The 15,136-nt window shown below is 58.0% G+C and carries 14 protein-coding genes; 3 read left to right on the top strand and 11 right to left on the bottom strand.

Annotation, left to right across the window (positions count from 1 at the left end):
* Nucleotides 1–15: 15 nt before the first annotated feature.
* A complete protein-coding gene (locus tag AFK63_RS11305; protein WP_038863709.1) occupies nucleotides 16–804 on the bottom strand; it encodes an outer membrane protein OmpK in 789 nt (262 codons plus the stop codon).
* A gap of 466 nt (nucleotides 805–1,270) precedes the next feature.
* On the opposite strand from AFK63_RS11305, the gene AFK63_RS11300 reads away from it, so the two are divergent.
* Nucleotides 1,271–2,968, top strand: a complete 1,698-nt coding sequence (locus tag AFK63_RS11300) for an aryl-sulfate sulfotransferase (protein ID WP_038863708.1) — start codon at nucleotides 1,271–1,273, stop codon at nucleotides 2,966–2,968.
* 70 nt (nucleotides 2,969–3,038) lie between these two features.
* Here the strand turns inward: AFK63_RS11300 and AFK63_RS11295 are convergent, their stop codons facing one another.
* Nucleotides 3,039–3,266 carry a YccJ family protein gene (locus tag AFK63_RS11295; protein ID WP_007726489.1) on the bottom strand — a complete coding sequence of 76 codons (228 nt, stop codon included), beginning with the start codon at nucleotides 3,264–3,266 and terminating at the stop codon, nucleotides 3,039–3,041.
* Nucleotides 3,267–3,287: 21 nt separating this feature from the next.
* Nucleotides 3,288–3,884 (bottom strand): NAD(P)H:quinone oxidoreductase, encoded by a 597-nt coding sequence (gene wrbA, locus AFK63_RS11290; RefSeq protein WP_038863705.1) that lies wholly within the window; start codon nucleotides 3,882–3,884, stop codon nucleotides 3,288–3,290.
* Nucleotides 3,885–4,284: 400 nt separating this feature from the next.
* Here wrbA and AFK63_RS11285 point away from each other — a divergent pair, with 400 nt between their 5' ends.
* Nucleotides 4,285–4,458: a con-10 family general stress protein gene (locus tag AFK63_RS11285; protein WP_032981312.1), complete on the top strand. Its 174-nt coding sequence runs from the start codon at nucleotides 4,285–4,287 to the stop codon at nucleotides 4,456–4,458.
* Between the two features lie 88 nt (nucleotides 4,459–4,546).
* On the opposite strand, the gene rutG is transcribed toward AFK63_RS11285, so the two are convergent.
* The 7 genes from rutG to rutA are packed head-to-tail and all read right to left on the bottom strand — an operon-like array spanning nucleotide 4,547 to nucleotide 9,993.
* Complete coding sequence (gene rutG / locus AFK63_RS11280; RefSeq protein WP_038863702.1) at nucleotides 4,547–5,881, bottom strand: pyrimidine utilization transport protein G; 1,335 nt, start codon at nucleotides 5,879–5,881, stop codon at nucleotides 4,547–4,549.
* Between the two features lie 17 nt (nucleotides 5,882–5,898).
* The gene (gene rutF / locus AFK63_RS11275) at nucleotides 5,899–6,399 is read right to left on the bottom strand and encodes an NADH-dependent FMN reductase RutF (protein ID WP_038863700.1); all 501 of its coding nucleotides are present in this window, start codon (nucleotides 6,397–6,399) and stop codon (nucleotides 5,899–5,901) included.
* Between the two features lie 9 nt (nucleotides 6,400–6,408).
* Complete coding sequence (locus tag AFK63_RS11270) at nucleotides 6,409–6,999, bottom strand: malonic semialdehyde reductase (RefSeq protein WP_038863699.1); 591 nt, start codon at nucleotides 6,997–6,999, stop codon at nucleotides 6,409–6,411.
* Nucleotides 6,996–7,799, bottom strand: a complete 804-nt coding sequence (gene rutD / locus AFK63_RS11265; RefSeq protein ID WP_038863697.1) for a pyrimidine utilization protein D — start codon at nucleotides 7,797–7,799, stop codon at nucleotides 6,996–6,998. Before rutD ends, AFK63_RS11270 begins: the two co-directional genes overlap by 4 nt.
* A complete protein-coding gene (gene rutC / locus AFK63_RS11260) occupies nucleotides 7,799–8,197 on the bottom strand; it encodes a pyrimidine utilization protein C (protein ID WP_007726498.1) in 399 nt (132 codons plus the stop codon). Before rutC ends, rutD begins: the two co-directional genes overlap by 1 nt.
* A gap of 9 nt (nucleotides 8,198–8,206) precedes the next feature.
* Nucleotides 8,207–8,905: a pyrimidine utilization protein B gene (rutB, locus tag AFK63_RS11255; protein WP_038863695.1), complete on the bottom strand. Its 699-nt coding sequence runs from the start codon at nucleotides 8,903–8,905 to the stop codon at nucleotides 8,207–8,209.
* Nucleotides 8,905–9,993 carry a pyrimidine utilization protein A gene (gene rutA / locus AFK63_RS11250; RefSeq protein ID WP_038863694.1) on the bottom strand — a complete coding sequence of 363 codons (1,089 nt, stop codon included), beginning with the start codon at nucleotides 9,991–9,993 and terminating at the stop codon, nucleotides 8,905–8,907. Before rutA ends, rutB begins: the two co-directional genes overlap by 1 nt.
* 291 nt (nucleotides 9,994–10,284) lie before the next feature.
* Here rutA and rutR point away from each other — a divergent pair, with 291 nt between their 5' ends.
* On the top strand, nucleotides 10,285–10,923 hold the full coding sequence (gene rutR, locus AFK63_RS11245; RefSeq protein ID WP_038863693.1) for an HTH-type transcriptional regulator RutR: 639 nt from the start codon (nucleotides 10,285–10,287) through the stop codon (nucleotides 10,921–10,923).
* Between the two features lie 59 nt (nucleotides 10,924–10,982).
* On the opposite strand, the gene putA is transcribed toward rutR, so the two are convergent.
* A complete protein-coding gene (putA, locus tag AFK63_RS11240) occupies nucleotides 10,983–14,945 on the bottom strand; it encodes a trifunctional transcriptional regulator/proline dehydrogenase/L-glutamate gamma-semialdehyde dehydrogenase (protein ID WP_038863691.1) in 3,963 nt (1,320 codons plus the stop codon).
* Nucleotides 14,946–15,136 lie beyond the last annotated feature (191 nt).

Below are 15,136 nucleotides of genomic sequence, written 5' to 3'. Positions count from 1 at the left end.
TTTTCCTTATTAAAATCAAAACTCATAGCCCAGCATATAAATCATCTGATCGCCGAAACCGTCATACCCCAGCTTGTTTTTGAAATAGCGCCAGGTGACGCTCGCTTTAAGATGCGGATAAAACTTCCATGTCAGCGTTAAACCGCCATTAATGCCGTTAGCGCCATGCTGCTGCTCTGCATAGGCGTCGTTACGATCGAATTCAAATTCATGCCAGTCTGATAACACAAAAGACTCCTCCCACAGCGAGAAGAAATATGCGGTCGTCCATCCTGCGACATAGCCGTTGCGCCCGCTGGCGCTTCTGCCGCCGAGCCGTTGTGAGTAATAATCGGAAGACTGATTATGAAAGGCGAGGTAAGGCTTAAAAAATCCCCATTTACCGCTTAAGCCCAGGTAGCCCAGGCCATACATCATGTCCAGATCGTCGCCCCAGGTATTATCAAACTGACCGTAAACTTTTCCCATCAGGCTCACGTCGGAGCTGAACAGCCGAATATGTGTCTGTGCGGACAACACATAGTTCTGACCGGAAATGTCGTGGTTCAGTACATTATTTTCATAAAACGAGTAAAATTCGCCTTTATCAAAAATGGCGCCAAAATCTGCGGTCAGTTTCCACACCTCGCCACGGTGGGTATTTTCAAACCCACTATTCCAGTCTGCATATCCTGCATTCAGGGAGCCGTAAGCGTTTTTGATTTCAAGGTCCAATGCGTTTACATGGCTGGCATGTAATAAAATAACCAGAGTGGTAATCGGAACTAACGTGCCTATACCTCTGCGTATTATTCCTAAAATCATTCTATGAACGTCCTTATTATCGGTAAGCATTCGCAAGAAATCATAATGAGTACGGCTTATTATGTTTGTGATAAAAATCACAGGTGAAAATAAGGGGGTGTTTATAAAGGGGGGAGTGTCAGAAAGTGTTGGTTTTAAAATGATATCTTATTGAAAAGGTTACGGGTTTGTTTTTCATTATTTAGTCACTTTCATGGCTGTTTTGCTGGGCGGTAATGCATTTTCTTATTTTCTGAAGTTTGTTGTTTTTGTGGTGAGAGTAACGGTTCCAGTTACAAGAATGAATAAAAATTTTCTTCATCGATAGCACCTTGATTGAGCATATACCCATAAATCAATAAGTTTTCATAATATTTATTGTGTGTCCGATGAGTGATATTGAATGTGAGAACTGTCATGCCCGTTATAACGATGGGTGAGCTGCGTTAGTTTTATGATGAGCTTTATTATCAATAAGGAGTTTGCTATGGCTGGTAACTTAAACGTTCTGCCCCTTCCTCGTCCGCCTGTCAATCAAGGAATTGATACCGCAAATGCGACTGTATTAAATCATAATAGTATTTATTCAACGTTGATGACTCAGATCACGTCAGAAAACACTCAAAGAAATGCCGTTCTTACACTAAACCCTTATGGCACCGCGCCACTGAGTCTTTATGTCGGCATATGGGCTAATGAGGCTGATTCGGTGCAAATTACGGTAACCGATGAAAGTGGTAGCGTTCCTTTACTCACTTTTCATCAGAATATCGTTACTGGTCCAAATCTGGTTCCAGTTTCAGGTCTTGTTGCAGATAAAGTAAACATCATTAGCTTAACGTCGACGTCTGGTACCACAAGCTGGTCAATGCTTACAGCACCCCTCCCACCTACTGATGCTCAGAACCCTGACGGGCATAACCTTTTCCCTCAAGTGACTCAAAAAACACCGGTGACCGATCCTTCTCTCCTTGCTGATGGCGTTTATTTTGTATCATGCTTCGATCGCAATAATATTGCGCTTGATTACCAGGCCAATATTCGATGGTTTACTACCAAGGATATAGCATCAAATAATTTACTACGTATCGCAAATGGTAATTTTTTGTCGTCGGCAATCGCGCAGAATAACTATTTAGAGATGTATGAGTTTGATATGGTTGGGCGAGTCCATACTGTCTATAAACTGGATAATGCTTTGCATCATTCGTTATATCAGCAAAGTAACGGGGTGCTGGTAGGGGCATCTGAGTATGCGCCCGGCACTCGACCAGATGGCGGAAAAAGCATAGAGGATGGTGTTTCTGTTATCGACCTTTCAACAGGCTTAGAGATTCGCTATTACGATATGGTGAAAGTCCTCGACCCTGGGCGTATTACACGCCCCTCCAATCCCCCCTCTACCGACGGTACTATAGACTGGCTTCATGTAAATCAAGCCTATATCAATGAAACCAATAATATTCTTGTTACCTCCGGGCGCAATCAAAGTGCTATATTTGGTATTAATGCAGATACTGCGGAACTTGTGTTCATTATGGGGGCTCATGAAGACTGGTCCTCAGCATTTACAAACTACTTGCTGACGCCGGTAGATAGTCAAAATAACCCACTCTATGATTTCAGTGACCCGCAGCAAGTGGCTGCCGCTAATTTATCTTTCTGGAACTGGGGGCAACATAATGTTCTCGAAATCCCTAATAGTCATACTGGCCTGATTGATATTTCAGTTTTCAACAACGGTAATTACCGTGCGAGTACCGACGATAAGAGCCTTGAGCCATGGAAAAACCAGAGCCGCGTAAGTAATTATCGTATCGACATTAACGCCCGGACGGTGCAAAAGCTGAGCGAATATTATTCCGGGCCTGAAGGTTATAGTAGTTTATGCGGAGCGAAGCAGATTATGCCGAACGGTAATCTGGTGGTTTGTTATGGCGGAGCCACTTTCGATGGCACCGGCCTTACCATGACATGCGATCCTGGCTATAGCGACGTGGATTACGGTGTCTGGGATGACAGCGCCGAAGGAAAACTACCGCTCAGGGAGCTCGACGAACAAGGCAATATTCTGCTTGATATCACTATTGGCTCAGGGTTAGCACGAAGTAAAAATGATGATCCGGCCATGTTTCGGTACAACATCACTTGTTTCAGAGCTTACAAGTTACCGCTATTTGGCTAAGCGAAATATACCGCTGCGTTTGCCGCAGCGGTGACAGCGCGGCCCTCTGCGCAAACAGAGGGCCGAAAGGTCAGACGTTTTTACGTTCGATAGTCTGTTCGCCCCAGAAGAGCGAATCCGCATCGGTTTTCTTGAAGGCCCGAATCAGCACCTCATCGCTGCCTTCTTCCCAGATTTTCTCGGCCATCACCTCGTCATAGTCGGCCACTTCGAAAATCGCTTCGGCGATTTCGGGCGACGTATTACGCAGGCTGGCCCATTCCCCCACGTGATGGGATTTCGATTCTTGTGTCGGCATGATTTCCTCCAGTGAAGTGAGTTAGCCTTTCAGTTTGACAGCGAGGCCCGCAACGTATTCGCCCTGATAACGGGCGATAGCCAGCTCTTCCGGACTGGGCTGACGCGAGCCGTCACCGCCTGCGATTGTGGTCGCGCCGTAAGGCGTTCCGCCGCGAACCGTGGAAATATCAAACAGCTCCTGCGCCCCGTAACCGATAGGCACAATGATCATTCCATGATGAGCAAGGGTAGTCCATGTTGAGGAGATAGTGTGCTCCTGACCGCCCCCGGTACCGGTGGAGCTAAAGACGCTGCCCAGCTTGCCGTACAGCGCGCCGGAGGCCCACAGGCCGCCCGTCTGGTCGAAAAAGGTGCGCATCTGGCCGGACATATTGCCGAAACGGGTCGGGGTGCCGACGATAATCGCGTCGTAATCCGCAAGCTCCTGCGGCGTAGCGACCGGTGTGTCCTGCGCCTTACCGCCCGCTTTCGTGAAGGCTTCCGCCTGCATGGTTTCCGGAACGCGCTTGATAGTGACCTGCGCGCCCTCAACCTTTTCAACGCCTTCGGCCACCGCATGGGCCAGCGTTTCAACATGCCCGTACATGGAATAATAAAGCACCAGAACTTTCGCCATCAGCTTTGCTCCTGTCTCAGTGTTTGCCACAGCCTGTATCGCTGCGCTCATCATTAAAGGATATGCCGCCACGGGCAGAGTGCAAATGACCAGGCAAAAAACCTTTGAAAATAAGAATTTACCTGAAGAAAGGCGCTTTGTAGCATCAGGTCACATTTTTGCGGCGGCGAATTTTTTTAATCATAAGAATGCCTTATTAATCGTTTCGTCAGATTCATCGTCGAAACGCCAGATTGATGTTGCAGAATGTTTCAGGAGGGTGGCGAGCGGGCGCGCCCTGGCTAAGCTTTTAATCACGCGGCAACGATAACGGCTCCGGCCAGATGCCGTGAGGTGAAAGAATCCTCTTTTACTGAATGCAGTATGATGTCTAATGATTCACATAATCTGGAGGTCAGAAATGGCAAACCATCGTGGTGGTTCAGGTAATTTCGCAGAAGATCGTGACAGAGCATCAGAAGCAGGTCGTAAAGGTGGCCAGCAGAGCGGCGGGAACTTCAAAAATGACCCGCAACGCGCTTCCGAAGCTGGGAAAAAAGGGGGTAAAAACAGTCATGGCGGCGGACGTAGTTAGCGCCACGCATGACCGTTATTAACCGCCAACGCTGAAAAGTACGGGTTAATAACCACCCTCTGACCGCCGGGCACTCCCGGCGGTTTTTTTATGCCTGCGAGGGCGGGTCTTGTGGAGCCAGTCGCGCATCCGGCGCGGCCTGACGACGGCTTAACAGCGCATTTAACGCAATGGCCCCGAACGTCGCGGTACCGATGCCGCCAAGCGTAAAGCCGCCAAGCGTCAGCGCAAAATCGCCCGCGCCCAGTACCAGCGTCACCGCCACCATTATCAGGTTCCCATTCTGGCTGAGATCCACATGGTTCTGCACCCAGATGCGCGCGCCCGCCACCGCAATCAGGCCGAAGACCACAATCGATGCGCCGCCGATCACCGGCCCGGGAATCGTATGGATAAGCGCGCCGAATTTCGGTGAGAAGCCGAGGAGGAGGGCAATCATGGCCGCTGCCACAAACACCAGCGTTGAGTAAACTTTGGTGACCGCCATCACGCCGATATTCTCTGCGTAAGTAGTGACGCCGCTGCCGCCCACCGCGCCGGAGAGCATTGTCGCGAGCCCGTCACCCACAAACGCGCGGCCCATATACGGGTCCATGTTGCGCCCGGTCATGCCCGCTACCGCTTTCAGGTGTCCGAGATTTTCCGCGACCAGAATCACCGCCACCGGCGCAATCAACATGATCGCCTGCGCGTTGAAGGCCGGCGCGGCGAAGTGCGGCAACCCGAACCACGCCGCCTGGGCGACGGGCGTGAAGTCGACCGGTTTGCCAAGCCCGAGCACATTAGTAAACAGCGCATAGAGTACCCAGGCGGCAATCAGCCCCACCAGGATCAGCAGCCGCTGCACCATGCCCCGTGTAAACACCGCCACCAGCCCAATGCAAAGCACCGTCATCACCGCCATCCAGCCGTCAAAGGCGCTCGCGGAGACGCCCTTTACCGCAATCGGCGCAAGATTAAGCCCAATCGCCATCACCACCGCGCCGGTCACCACCGGCGGCATCAGCCGTTCTATCCAGCGCGTGCCCGATTTCATCACCACCACGCCAATAAGCGTGTAGAGCAGGCCACAGGCGATAATGCCGCCGAGCGCCACGCTCATATTCGGGTTCAGTCCCTGGCCGCTGAAACCCGTCGCGGCGATCACCACGCCGACGAACGCGGCGCTGGAGCCGAGATAGCTCGGCACCCGGCCGCCGGTTATCACAAAAAACAGCAGGGTGCCGATACCGGACATCAGAATCGACAGGTTTGGATCGAGCCCCATTAAGAGCGGCATTAACACCGTCGCGCCAAACATCGCCACCGCATGCTGCACCCCCATCACCAGCGTCTGACCGGCGGAGAGCGTTTCATCGGGAGCCACCACGCCGCCAGCGGGGCCGGCAGCTTTACGCCAGTGAGGAAACCAGGAATTGGCCATGTTTATCTCCTGTGGAGCTAAGAGGCGAGCCCGCAGACGGGCCGCGCCAGAGAGTGATAGCTGCGGTCGAACCAGACCAGACCGTGCGTATCGTCGTTGCGTGCTATCTCCAGCACACGGCACAGCAGCACATCATGCGTAGAAACCGGCACCACCTGTTCCACGCGACAGTCGAACGAGACCACCGCACCTTCGAGCTGTGGACAGCCGGTGACGCCACGTCGCCAGCGGGCCGCGGCGAAGCGCTCCTCCATCGGCGTTTTGCCGCCGAACAGCCCGGAGAGCGCCTCATGCCCGGCGGCAAGCGTATTGACGCACAGCTGTCCGTTAGCCTGGAACACTGGCCAGACGGAGGCGTTGCGGTTAAGACAGACTAGCAGCGTCGGCGGGCTGTCCGTTACGCTACATACCGCCGAGGCGGTAAACCCCGCGAGACCGGCGGCGCCGTCGGTGGTGACGATATTGACCGCCGCCCCGAGCCGCGACATCGCATCGCGAAAAGCCTGTTGTTCACTCATAACGCCTCCTTAAATGATCGCGCACGTATCGTCAAAGGTGAGCCGCGGCAGGCGCGGATGCAGTCTGGCGGTATCGCCATAGCCGATATTGATAAGCAGATTGCTTTTCCAGGTCGTGCCGCTGAAAAATTCAGCGTCCACCGCCGCCCGGTCAAAACCGGACATCGGGCCGGTGTCGAGCCCCAGCGCGCGACAGGCCATAATCAGATACCCCGCCTGAAGCGAGCTGTTGCGAAACGCCGTCTCTTCGGCCACCGCCGGGCTTGAGGTAAACCAGGCGCGGGCGTCGGCATAGGGGAAAAGCTGCGGCAGCGCCTCGTAAAACTCGTGGTCCCAGGCGACGATGGCGGTCACCGGCGCGCGCATCGTTTTCTCCACGTTGCCGCTCAAAAGCGCCGGTTTCAGGCGCGCTTTCGCCGCAGGCGTTTTCACGAACAACAGCCGCCCCGGCGAGCAGTTGGCAGAGGTCGGGCCGAGTCGCACCATGTCGTAAATGTCGCGCAATTGGTCGTCGCTCACTGGCACGTCGAGCCAGGCGCTGTGGGTGCGGGCGTCGGTAAATAACGTGGCGAGCGCGCTGGCGCTCAGGGCTTCGCTCATACGGTCTCCTTGTGGGGCCCGGCAACAAGCGCCGCGAGCCCGGCTAACAACAGGGGGTTAAAAAGGGACGCTGCCGCGACGTTGCAGGCGTGCGCGCCACTCTCCATTACCGCCAGCTGGCTGTGTGGGAGCGCTGCCTGCAATGCCTGCGAGCAGGTCCACGGCACCAGCAGATCGTCGCGAGCGCAAATCAGCTGTACCGGTGTAGTGATGCTGGCGGCCCGCTTGCGGTAGTCGGCGCTTTTCAGCGCCCGGAGCCTGCGCAGCAGGTTTTCGGTGCCCTGAAAATGCGCGTTATGCAGCGCCTCTTCGGCTTCAAGCCGCGGCTGGTTTTCTTCAGCCCACGCGGGCGGGTAGAGAAACAGCGGCTGTGCGGCAACGTAAGCCGCCGGGCCGCTGTCCAGCAGCAGCCGTTCGCGCGCGTCGAAGCAGCGGCGGGTCCAGGCGCTCAGCGACAGCCAGCCGTTGACGATAACCAGCGCGCTGACCGCCTCCGGGAACGCCAGCGCCAGCTCCATGCCGACCAGCCCGCCAAGCGCGTGGCCGAGCACCGCGTAGCGCCGCACGCCGTGGATAACCAGCGCCTGGTGAAGCTCCCGCGCCATATCGGCAAGCGTATAGCCCTCGGGCAGCGCGTCAGGGTTTTCGCCGGTGCCGCGCTGGTCATACACCACCGTCTGGTATGCGTGACCGAGCGCGCCCTGCTGCGCGAGCCAGTAGCCGCCAAGCCCGCCGAGACCAGCAATCATCACCACCACAGGCGCGCCGGGAAAGGGCGCCTCGCCGACGCGCAGTTTCATCACGCGCCTCCCGCAGGCCCGATATGGGCCACGCTCGCGATTTCCACCAGCGCCTCCGGCTTCACCAGCCCGCACTGAATGCAGAAGCGCGCGGGTTTATCGCCGGGGAAAAATTCTGCGTAGATCTCGTTAATCGCGGCGTAATTTTTCCAGTCGGTAATAAAAATCGAGTTGAATGTCACGTCCTCCATCGTCCCGCCCGCGGTTTCGATAACATTCCGTATCGTCTCCAGCACGTGACGGGTTTGCGCTTTTGGGTCGCCGGGGTACACCACATTGTTGGCCTTATCAAACGGCAGCGTACCGGAGACATACACCACGCCGTCCGCCAGCGTGCCGGGCACGAACGGCGCGATGGGTGTCGTGGTGCCGGGGGGAATAATGACCTGTTTGGGCATAAAGACTCCTTACGCGATGCGGGCCAGGGTGGCGGGGGAGAGGGCGTGACAGAAGCTCTGCACGTCGCTGACCCAGCCGAAAAAGGTTTCGATATTAAACAGCGCGGCCTGCTGGGCGAACGGCGGCCCGGCCTGGTGGGTGGCGTCTTCCAGCACCACGCCGAAATACTCCAGGAAAAAGCCGTCCCGCAGGGTCGACTCCACGCAGACGTTGGTGGCGATACCGGTAAAGACCAGGTGACGGATATTGCGCGCGCGCAGCATGCTGTCGAGCGGGGTGTTAAAGAAGCCGCTGTAGCGCGGTTTCGGCAGTACGATATCGCCAGGAAGCGGTGTGAGTTCATCCACCAGTTGGTAATCCCAGCCGCCTTTCGCCAGCAGCTTGCCGTACAGCTCCGGGCGGCGGCGCATGGTTTTCAGCGCGTTCGATTTATGCCAGTTCGGCGAGCCGGGGCCGCCTGCTTCGAGATAGTCGCTGTCCCAGCCGTTCTGAAACCAGACAATCGTCATGCCCGCCTCGCGCGCGGCGGCGACGGCGGTTTTGATGTTGGCAATGACCGGCGCGGTAGCCGAGACGTCAAAACCAGCGAGATCCAGATAGCCGCCCTGGCTTGCGTAGGCGTTTTGCATATCCACCACAATCAGCGCGCTCTGCTCCGGCGCGAAGGTGAGCGCCTCGGGGCGCGCCGCCAGATTGATAGCGTTCATCACGCCACCTCCTGCGTCACGCGCAGATGATCGCGACAGCGCATCAGCGGCTGAATATGTTCGCCAAAGGCGTCAATGCCGGTCAGGAAGTCGTCAAACGTCAGCAGCACGCCTTCGGTGCCCGGTACGGCGGCGACTTCATCAAGCATCCGGGCGACGCTCGCGTAAGAACCCACCAGCGTGCCCATATTGATGTTGACCGCCGAAGTCGGGTCTGCCATCTGGCGCACGTTGGTGTCACTGCCTGAGCGGGTATCCTTCTGGCTCTGTTCGGTAAGCCAGGAGAGCGCCTCTTCATCGGCACCGGCTTTGTAATGTTCCCATTTCGCGCGCGCCGCCTCGTCGGTTTCGTCGGCAATCACCATAAACAGCACGTAGGAGCCGACATCGCGCCCGGCTTCATCGGCGGCGGCTTTCATGCGCGCGGCGGTGGGGGCGAAGGCGGCAGGCGTGTTGACCCCTTTGCCGAAGCAGAAGTTGTAATCAGCATATTGTGCGGAAAACGCCATGCCCGCGTCGCTCTGGCCTGCGCAGATGACTTTCATCGGCTGCTGTGGGCGTGGGCTGACGCGACAGTCATTCATGGTGAAGTAGTCGCCTTTAAAATCGCTCTGGCCGGTGTTCCAGAGATCGCGCAGCACCTGAACATATTCGGTGAGATAGTCATAGCGGCGCGCGAAATAATCGTCGCCGGGCCACAGCCCCATCTGCTCATATTCCGGCTTCTGCCAGCCCGTCACCAGGTTAACGCCGAAACGCCCGCCGGAGATGGAATCAATCGTGGAGGCCATGCGCGCCACAATGGCGGGCGGCAGCGTGAGCGTGGCGGCGGTGGCGTAAATCTGAATACGCGAGGTTACCGCGGCGAGGCCCGCCATCAGGGTGAACGACTCCAGATTATGATCCCAGAATTCGGTCTTACCGCCGAAGCCGCGCAGTTTTATCATTGAGAGCGCAAAATCGAACTGCTGCTGCTCCGCCTTCTGCACGATGGCTTTATTAAGCTCAAACGTAGGCATGTATTGCGGGGCATGGGTGGAAATCAGCCAGCCGTTATTGCCGATAGGCACAAAGACACCAATTTTCATCACGAACCTCTCTTTTGCGGATAAAAGAACCGTCGCGTGGCGTTGCTTCCTGCACGTCCCGTGCCGCGCTCAGAGGGTGAATTGCAAAGCGAATGCCAGTTTTTAAAATGCCTTTGTTATCATTGTGTTGCTTGTGTGTGTAAATTTTGGACGCTAAAAACCGGACTAAACGGTCAAAAACGTTGCACAGAAAACAGGCAGCGTTGCGCAATCAAAGTGCAGATGGCGCGCCGCGGGTCGAGCCGCCGCCGCGCTTTTGCTATGCTTGAGCAAAACATAAGGAGAGAGCGCATGGCACAAGGCGCGCAAAAAGAGACGGGCAAGCGCTCAAAAGCGGTGGCGGCCAAAAAACAGGCGATACTGGACGCCGGGCTGACGCTGTTTTCGCAGTTTGGCATTCACGGCACCAGCCTTGAGCAGGTGGCGGAGCGCTCCGGCGTTTCTAAAACCAATCTGCTTTACTATTTTCCGTCTAAAGAGGTGCTCTATATCGCCGTGCTGAAGCATATTCTCGATATCTGGCTGGCGCCGCTGCGCGCGTTTCGCGAGGATTTGCAGCCGCTCGCGGCGATTAGTGAATACATTCGCTTAAAGCTTGAGGTATCGCGCGACTTCCCCGAGGCGTCGCGGCTGTTCTGTCTGGAGATGCTCCAGGGCGCGCCGCTTTTGATGGCCGAATTGCAGGGGGATTTAAAAGCGCTGGTGGAGACAAAATCCGCCATCATTACCGGCTGGGTCGCCAGCGGCAAGCTCGCCCCCATCGACCCGCACCATCTCATCTTTATGATCTGGGCCACCACGCAACACTACGCGGATTTCGCCACCCAGGTGGAGGCGGTCACCGGCGCGACGCTCGCCGACGAGGCGTTTTTCAACCGCACCGTGGAGAACGTCCAGCGCATGATCATTGAGGGGATTCGGGTGCGGTGAGGCCGGTGTTACCGCCAAATAAAAAGGCGCCCGTGGGCGCCTTTTGTATGAGATGACCGTCAGCCGATAGTCATCAGGCTGGCGTTGCCGCCGGCGGCGGCGGTGTTGACGCTGAGCGAGCGCTCCAGCCACAGGCGTTCCAGCAGCAGGTTGGTTTCCCCGCGCCCGAAGCCCTGTACCGAAACAATCGCGCCCTCGCGCGCGGCCACTTTTTCGCACAGCGCGCGCAGCTGATCCGAGTCACCGTGATAGATAACGGCGTCAAAGAACTGGCTGAACAGCACGTCCGGTTTGGCGAAGTCGATAATCGCGTTCACCGCAGCCGGGAGCTGTTTGGCAAGCGTGCGCTGGAGCGGCTCATCCGCCCACAGCACGCGGCTGCCCGCGCTGGTGACGGCGGCGAGCTGCACCAGCAGATCCTGCTCGTTGTCCGCAAGGCAGAGCACGCGCTCGCGCGGCAGCAGGGTGTAGGTATTGCGCTCGCCGGTCGGGCCTGGCAGGGTGCGCTGCACGCCGCTTTGCGACAGGGCGAGATAGTGCTCGCACAGCGCTTTGAGGTCCGGGCGGCCCGCCGCCCACTCGGTCAGCGCCTGGTGCGGGCGCGTGATGAGCGTTTTCACCTGCGCGTCCTGGGCGTAGCGGGCGTCGTGGCGCTCAAGCGTTGTCTGCACCGCCGCGTCCGGACGGCTCGCCAGCAGGCGGTAGAGATAGAGCGGGCCGCCCGCTTTCGGGCCGGTGCCGGAAAGCCCTTCGCCGCCGAACGGCTGCACGCCGACCACGGCGCCGACCATATTGCGGTTCACATACAGGTTGCCGACGTGCGCGCTGCCGGTTACCTGGGCGATGGTCTCATCGATGCGCGTATGCACGCCAAGCGTCAGGCCATAGCCCGCTTTGTTGATCTGCTCAATCAGCCCCGCCAGGTTGTTGCGGTTGTAGCGCACCACATGCAGCACCGGGCCGAAGACCTCTTTTTTCATCTCATCAAAGCTTTCAAGCTCAATCAGGGTCGGCGTGACAAAGGTGCCGGTCTGCCATTCGCGGGCGTCCACGCTGTTGTCGCGTACCGCCTGGAAGACCTTGCGGCCTTTGGCGCGCATCGTCTGGATATGGCGCTCAATTCCGGCTTTGGCATCGGCATCAATAACCGGCCCGATGTCGGTGGTCAGGCGGCCAGGGTTGCCCATGCGGCACTCCGCCATCGCGCCTTTCAGCATGGTCAGCGTGTGATCGGCGATTTCTTCCTGCAGGCAGAGCACGCGCAGCGCCGAGCAGCGCTGGCCGGCGCTGTCAAAGGCCGAGGCGACGACATCCACGACAACCTGTTCGGTAAGCGCGGAGGAGTCGACAATCATGGCGTTCAGGCCGCCGGTTTCGGCAATCAGCGGCGTCGGGCGGCCCTGCGGGTCGAGACGGTCGGCGATATTGCGCTGCAGGAGCGTCGCCACTTCGGTGGAGCCGGTGAACATCACACCGCGCACGCGCGCATCGCCCGTAAGCTGTGCGCCCACGGTTTCGCCGCGCCCCGGTAGCAGTTGCACCACGCCCTGCGGCACGCCCGCTTCCAGCAGAAGCTGAATGCCCTGCGCGGCGATAAGCGGCGTCTGCTCCGCGGGTTTCGCCAGCACGCTGTTGCCTGCCGCGAGTGCGGCGGCCACCTGGCCGGTAAAGATAGCGAGCGGGAAGTTCCACGGGCTGATACAGACCACCGGGCCGAGCGGGCGGTGGGTTTCGTTGTCGAAATCGTCACGCACCTGGCCTGCGTAGTAGCGCAGGAAATCGACCGCCTCGCGCACCTCGGCGATGGCGTTGGCGAAGGTTTTACCGGCTTCACGCACCAGAATGCCGATGAGCGTCTGGGTCTGGGCCTCCATCAATACTGCGGCGCGCTCAAGGATGGCGGCGCGCTCCTGCGGTGGGGTGGCAAACCAGATAGGCGCGTTATTAACCGCGCTTTCCAGCGCCTGCGCCACTTCCGCTTCGCGGGCGTCGCGGGCGTAACCGACGATATCGCGCGGCTCCGCCGGGTTAACGACCGGCGACAGCTCGCCTTCTTCCACGGCGTTTTCCAGCATCGGCAGCGCGCGCCATTTTTGCAGGGCGCTGTTGAGCAGCGACGAAGAGAGGGAGGCCAGGCGGTGTTCATTCGCCAGATCGAGACCAGCCGAGTTCACGCGGCCTTCGCCGTAAAGATCCTGCGGCAGCGGAATTTTCGGGTGCGGCAGACCGACGCGGCCTTCCTGCGCGGCCAGTTTCTCGACGGCGCTCACCGGGTCGGCCACCAGATCGTCCAGCGACAGGGTGTTATCGGCGATGCGGTTAACAAACGAGGTGTTAGCGCCGTTTTCCAGCAGGCGGCGTACCAGGTAGGCCAGCAGCGTCTCGTGGGTGCCGACCGGGGCGTAAATACGGCACGGTCGGTTGAGTTTGCCGTCGGTGATTTTGCCCACCACCTGCTCGTAGAGCGGCTCACCCATGCCGTGCAGGCACTGGAACTCATACTGGCCGGGGTAGTAGTTCTGGCCGGCGAGGCTGTAAATGGCCGCCAGCGTATGGGCGTTGTGCGTCGCGAACTGCGGATAGATCAGGTTCGGCACCGACAGCAATTTTTTCGCGCAGGCGAGGTAGGAGATATCGGTATAGACCTTGCGGGTATACACCGGATAGCCTTCCAGGCCTTCCATCTGGGCGCGTTTGATTTCGCTGTCCCAGTAGGCGCCTTTCACCAGGCGGATCATCAGGCGACGACGACTGCGGGTGGCGAGATCGATTAAGTAATCAATCACGAACGGGCAGCGCTTCTGGTACGCCTGAATGACAAAGCCGATGCCGTTCCAGCCCGCAAGCTCCGGCTCGAAGCAGAGTTTTTCCAGCAGATCGAGGGAGATTTCCAGGCGGTCAGCTTCTTCAGCGTCGATGTTAATGCCGATGTCATACTGGCGCGCCAGCAGCGTCAGAGATTTGAGGCGCGGGTAGAGCTCCTCCATCACGCGGTCATACTGCGCGCGGCTGTAGCGCGGGTGCAGGGCGGAGAGCTTGATGGAAATACCCGGCCCTTCATAGATGCCGCGGCCGTTGGAAGCTTTGCCGATGGCGTGGATCGCCTGCTGGTAAGAAACCATATAGGCCTGCGCGTCGGCGGCGGTGAGCGCCGCCTCGCCCAGCATGTCGTAGGAATACCGGAAGCCTTTTTCTTCGAGCTTACGGGCGTTGGCCAGCGCCTCGGCGATGGTTTCGCCGGTGACAAACTGTTCGCCCATCAGGCGCATCGCCATATCCACGCCTTTACGGATCAGCGGCTCGCCGCTCTTGCCGATGATGCGGTTGAGCGAGCGCGACAGGCTGGCTTCGTTATGGGTCGAGACCAGACGGCCCGTAAACAGCAGGCCCCAGGTGGCGGCGTTGACGAACAGCGACGGGCTGCGGCCAATGTGAGACTGCCAGTTGCCGTTGCTGATTTTGTCGCGGATCAGCGCGTCGCGGGTGGCTTTATCCGGAATACGCAACAGCGCCTCGGCAAGGCACATCAGCGCCACGCCTTCCTGGGAGGAGAGCGAAAACTCTTGCAACAGGCTCTGCACCATACCGGCGCGACCGGAAGCGGTTTTCTGATTACGCAGCTTCTCGGCGAGGCTCCAGGCGAGCTGATGGGTTTTCTCCGCGACCGGCTGCGGCAGGCGGGCCTGCTCCAGCAGCATCGGCACCGCGTCGGTTTCCGCGCGACGCCAGGCGGCGGTAATGGCCGCGCGGCTCACCGACTGCGGCTGGATCTGCTCGGCGAACTCAAGAAACGGCTGGTGGCTCTCTTCCGGCGGCGCGGCGGCTTCGTCGCTCTCATTGGCGGCGCCGGCCAGCAGCGCGGGCAGTTCCGGCAGGCCGTCGCTGTTTTCCAGCTGCTCAAGATAATTAAAGATGGCCTGCTTAATCAGCCAGTGCGGCGTGCGGTCAATTTTGGTCGCGGCGGCTTTAATACGCTCGCGGGTGGCGTCGTCCAGCTTGACCCCCATCGTGGTGGTGCCCATGCCCTTACTCCTGTGTGTCGCGTCAATATAAGAACGGTGATGTTCGGCAATATCTATCATGTTGCAACTTTGTGCAACCTTGTTAAATGTGACCTCGCCAGCAAGCTTAAAAATGAATGAAATGTTAAATATGAAATCGCTATGACGCGTGGGAGAAAGGGCGGTTATAAGCTCAGAATTCGGGCCTGGTT

The organism is Cronobacter muytjensii ATCC 51329 (assembly GCF_001277195.1).
Classification (GTDB): domain Bacteria; phylum Pseudomonadota; class Gammaproteobacteria; order Enterobacterales; family Enterobacteriaceae; genus Cronobacter; species Cronobacter muytjensii.
The sequence above is the reverse complement of the archived record's forward strand: the minus strand, read 5'-3'. Positions and strand labels throughout refer to the sequence as shown.

What these genes read in the sequence shown, in the direction of transcription:
- AFK63_RS11305 (WP_038863709.1), bottom strand. Translation starts at nt 804, where the DNA reads ATGATTTTAGGAATAATACGCAGAGGTATAGGCACGTTAGTTCCGATT.
- AFK63_RS11300 (WP_038863708.1), top strand. Translation starts at nt 1,271, where the DNA reads ATGGCTGGTAACTTAAACGTTCTGCCCCTTCCTCGTCCGCCTGTCAAT.
- AFK63_RS11295 (WP_007726489.1), bottom strand. Translation starts at nt 3,266, where the DNA reads ATGCCGACACAAGAATCGAAATCCCATCACGTGGGGGAATGGGCCAGC.
- wrbA (WP_038863705.1), bottom strand. Translation starts at nt 3,884, where the DNA reads ATGGCGAAAGTTCTGGTGCTTTATTATTCCATGTACGGGCATGTTGAA.
- AFK63_RS11285 (WP_032981312.1), top strand. Translation starts at nt 4,285, where the DNA reads ATGGCAAACCATCGTGGTGGTTCAGGTAATTTCGCAGAAGATCGTGAC.
- rutG (WP_038863702.1), bottom strand. Translation starts at nt 5,881, where the DNA reads ATGGCCAATTCCTGGTTTCCTCACTGGCGTAAAGCTGCCGGCCCCGCT.
- rutF (WP_038863700.1), bottom strand. Translation starts at nt 6,399, where the DNA reads ATGAGTGAACAACAGGCTTTTCGCGATGCGATGTCGCGGCTCGGGGCG.
- AFK63_RS11270 (WP_038863699.1), bottom strand. Translation starts at nt 6,999, where the DNA reads ATGAGCGAAGCCCTGAGCGCCAGCGCGCTCGCCACGTTATTTACCGAC.
- rutD (WP_038863697.1), bottom strand. Translation starts at nt 7,799, where the DNA reads ATGAAACTGCGCGTCGGCGAGGCGCCCTTTCCCGGCGCGCCTGTGGTG.
- rutC (WP_007726498.1), bottom strand. Translation starts at nt 8,197, where the DNA reads ATGCCCAAACAGGTCATTATTCCCCCCGGCACCACGACACCCATCGCG.
- rutB (WP_038863695.1), bottom strand. Translation starts at nt 8,905, where the DNA reads ATGAACGCTATCAATCTGGCGGCGCGCCCCGAGGCGCTCACCTTCGCG.
- rutA (WP_038863694.1), bottom strand. Translation starts at nt 9,993, where the DNA reads ATGAAAATTGGTGTCTTTGTGCCTATCGGCAATAACGGCTGGCTGATT.
- rutR (WP_038863693.1), top strand. Translation starts at nt 10,285, where the DNA reads ATGGCACAAGGCGCGCAAAAAGAGACGGGCAAGCGCTCAAAAGCGGTG.
- putA (WP_038863691.1), bottom strand. Translation starts at nt 14,945, where the DNA reads ATGGGCACCACCACGATGGGGGTCAAGCTGGACGACGCCACCCGCGAG.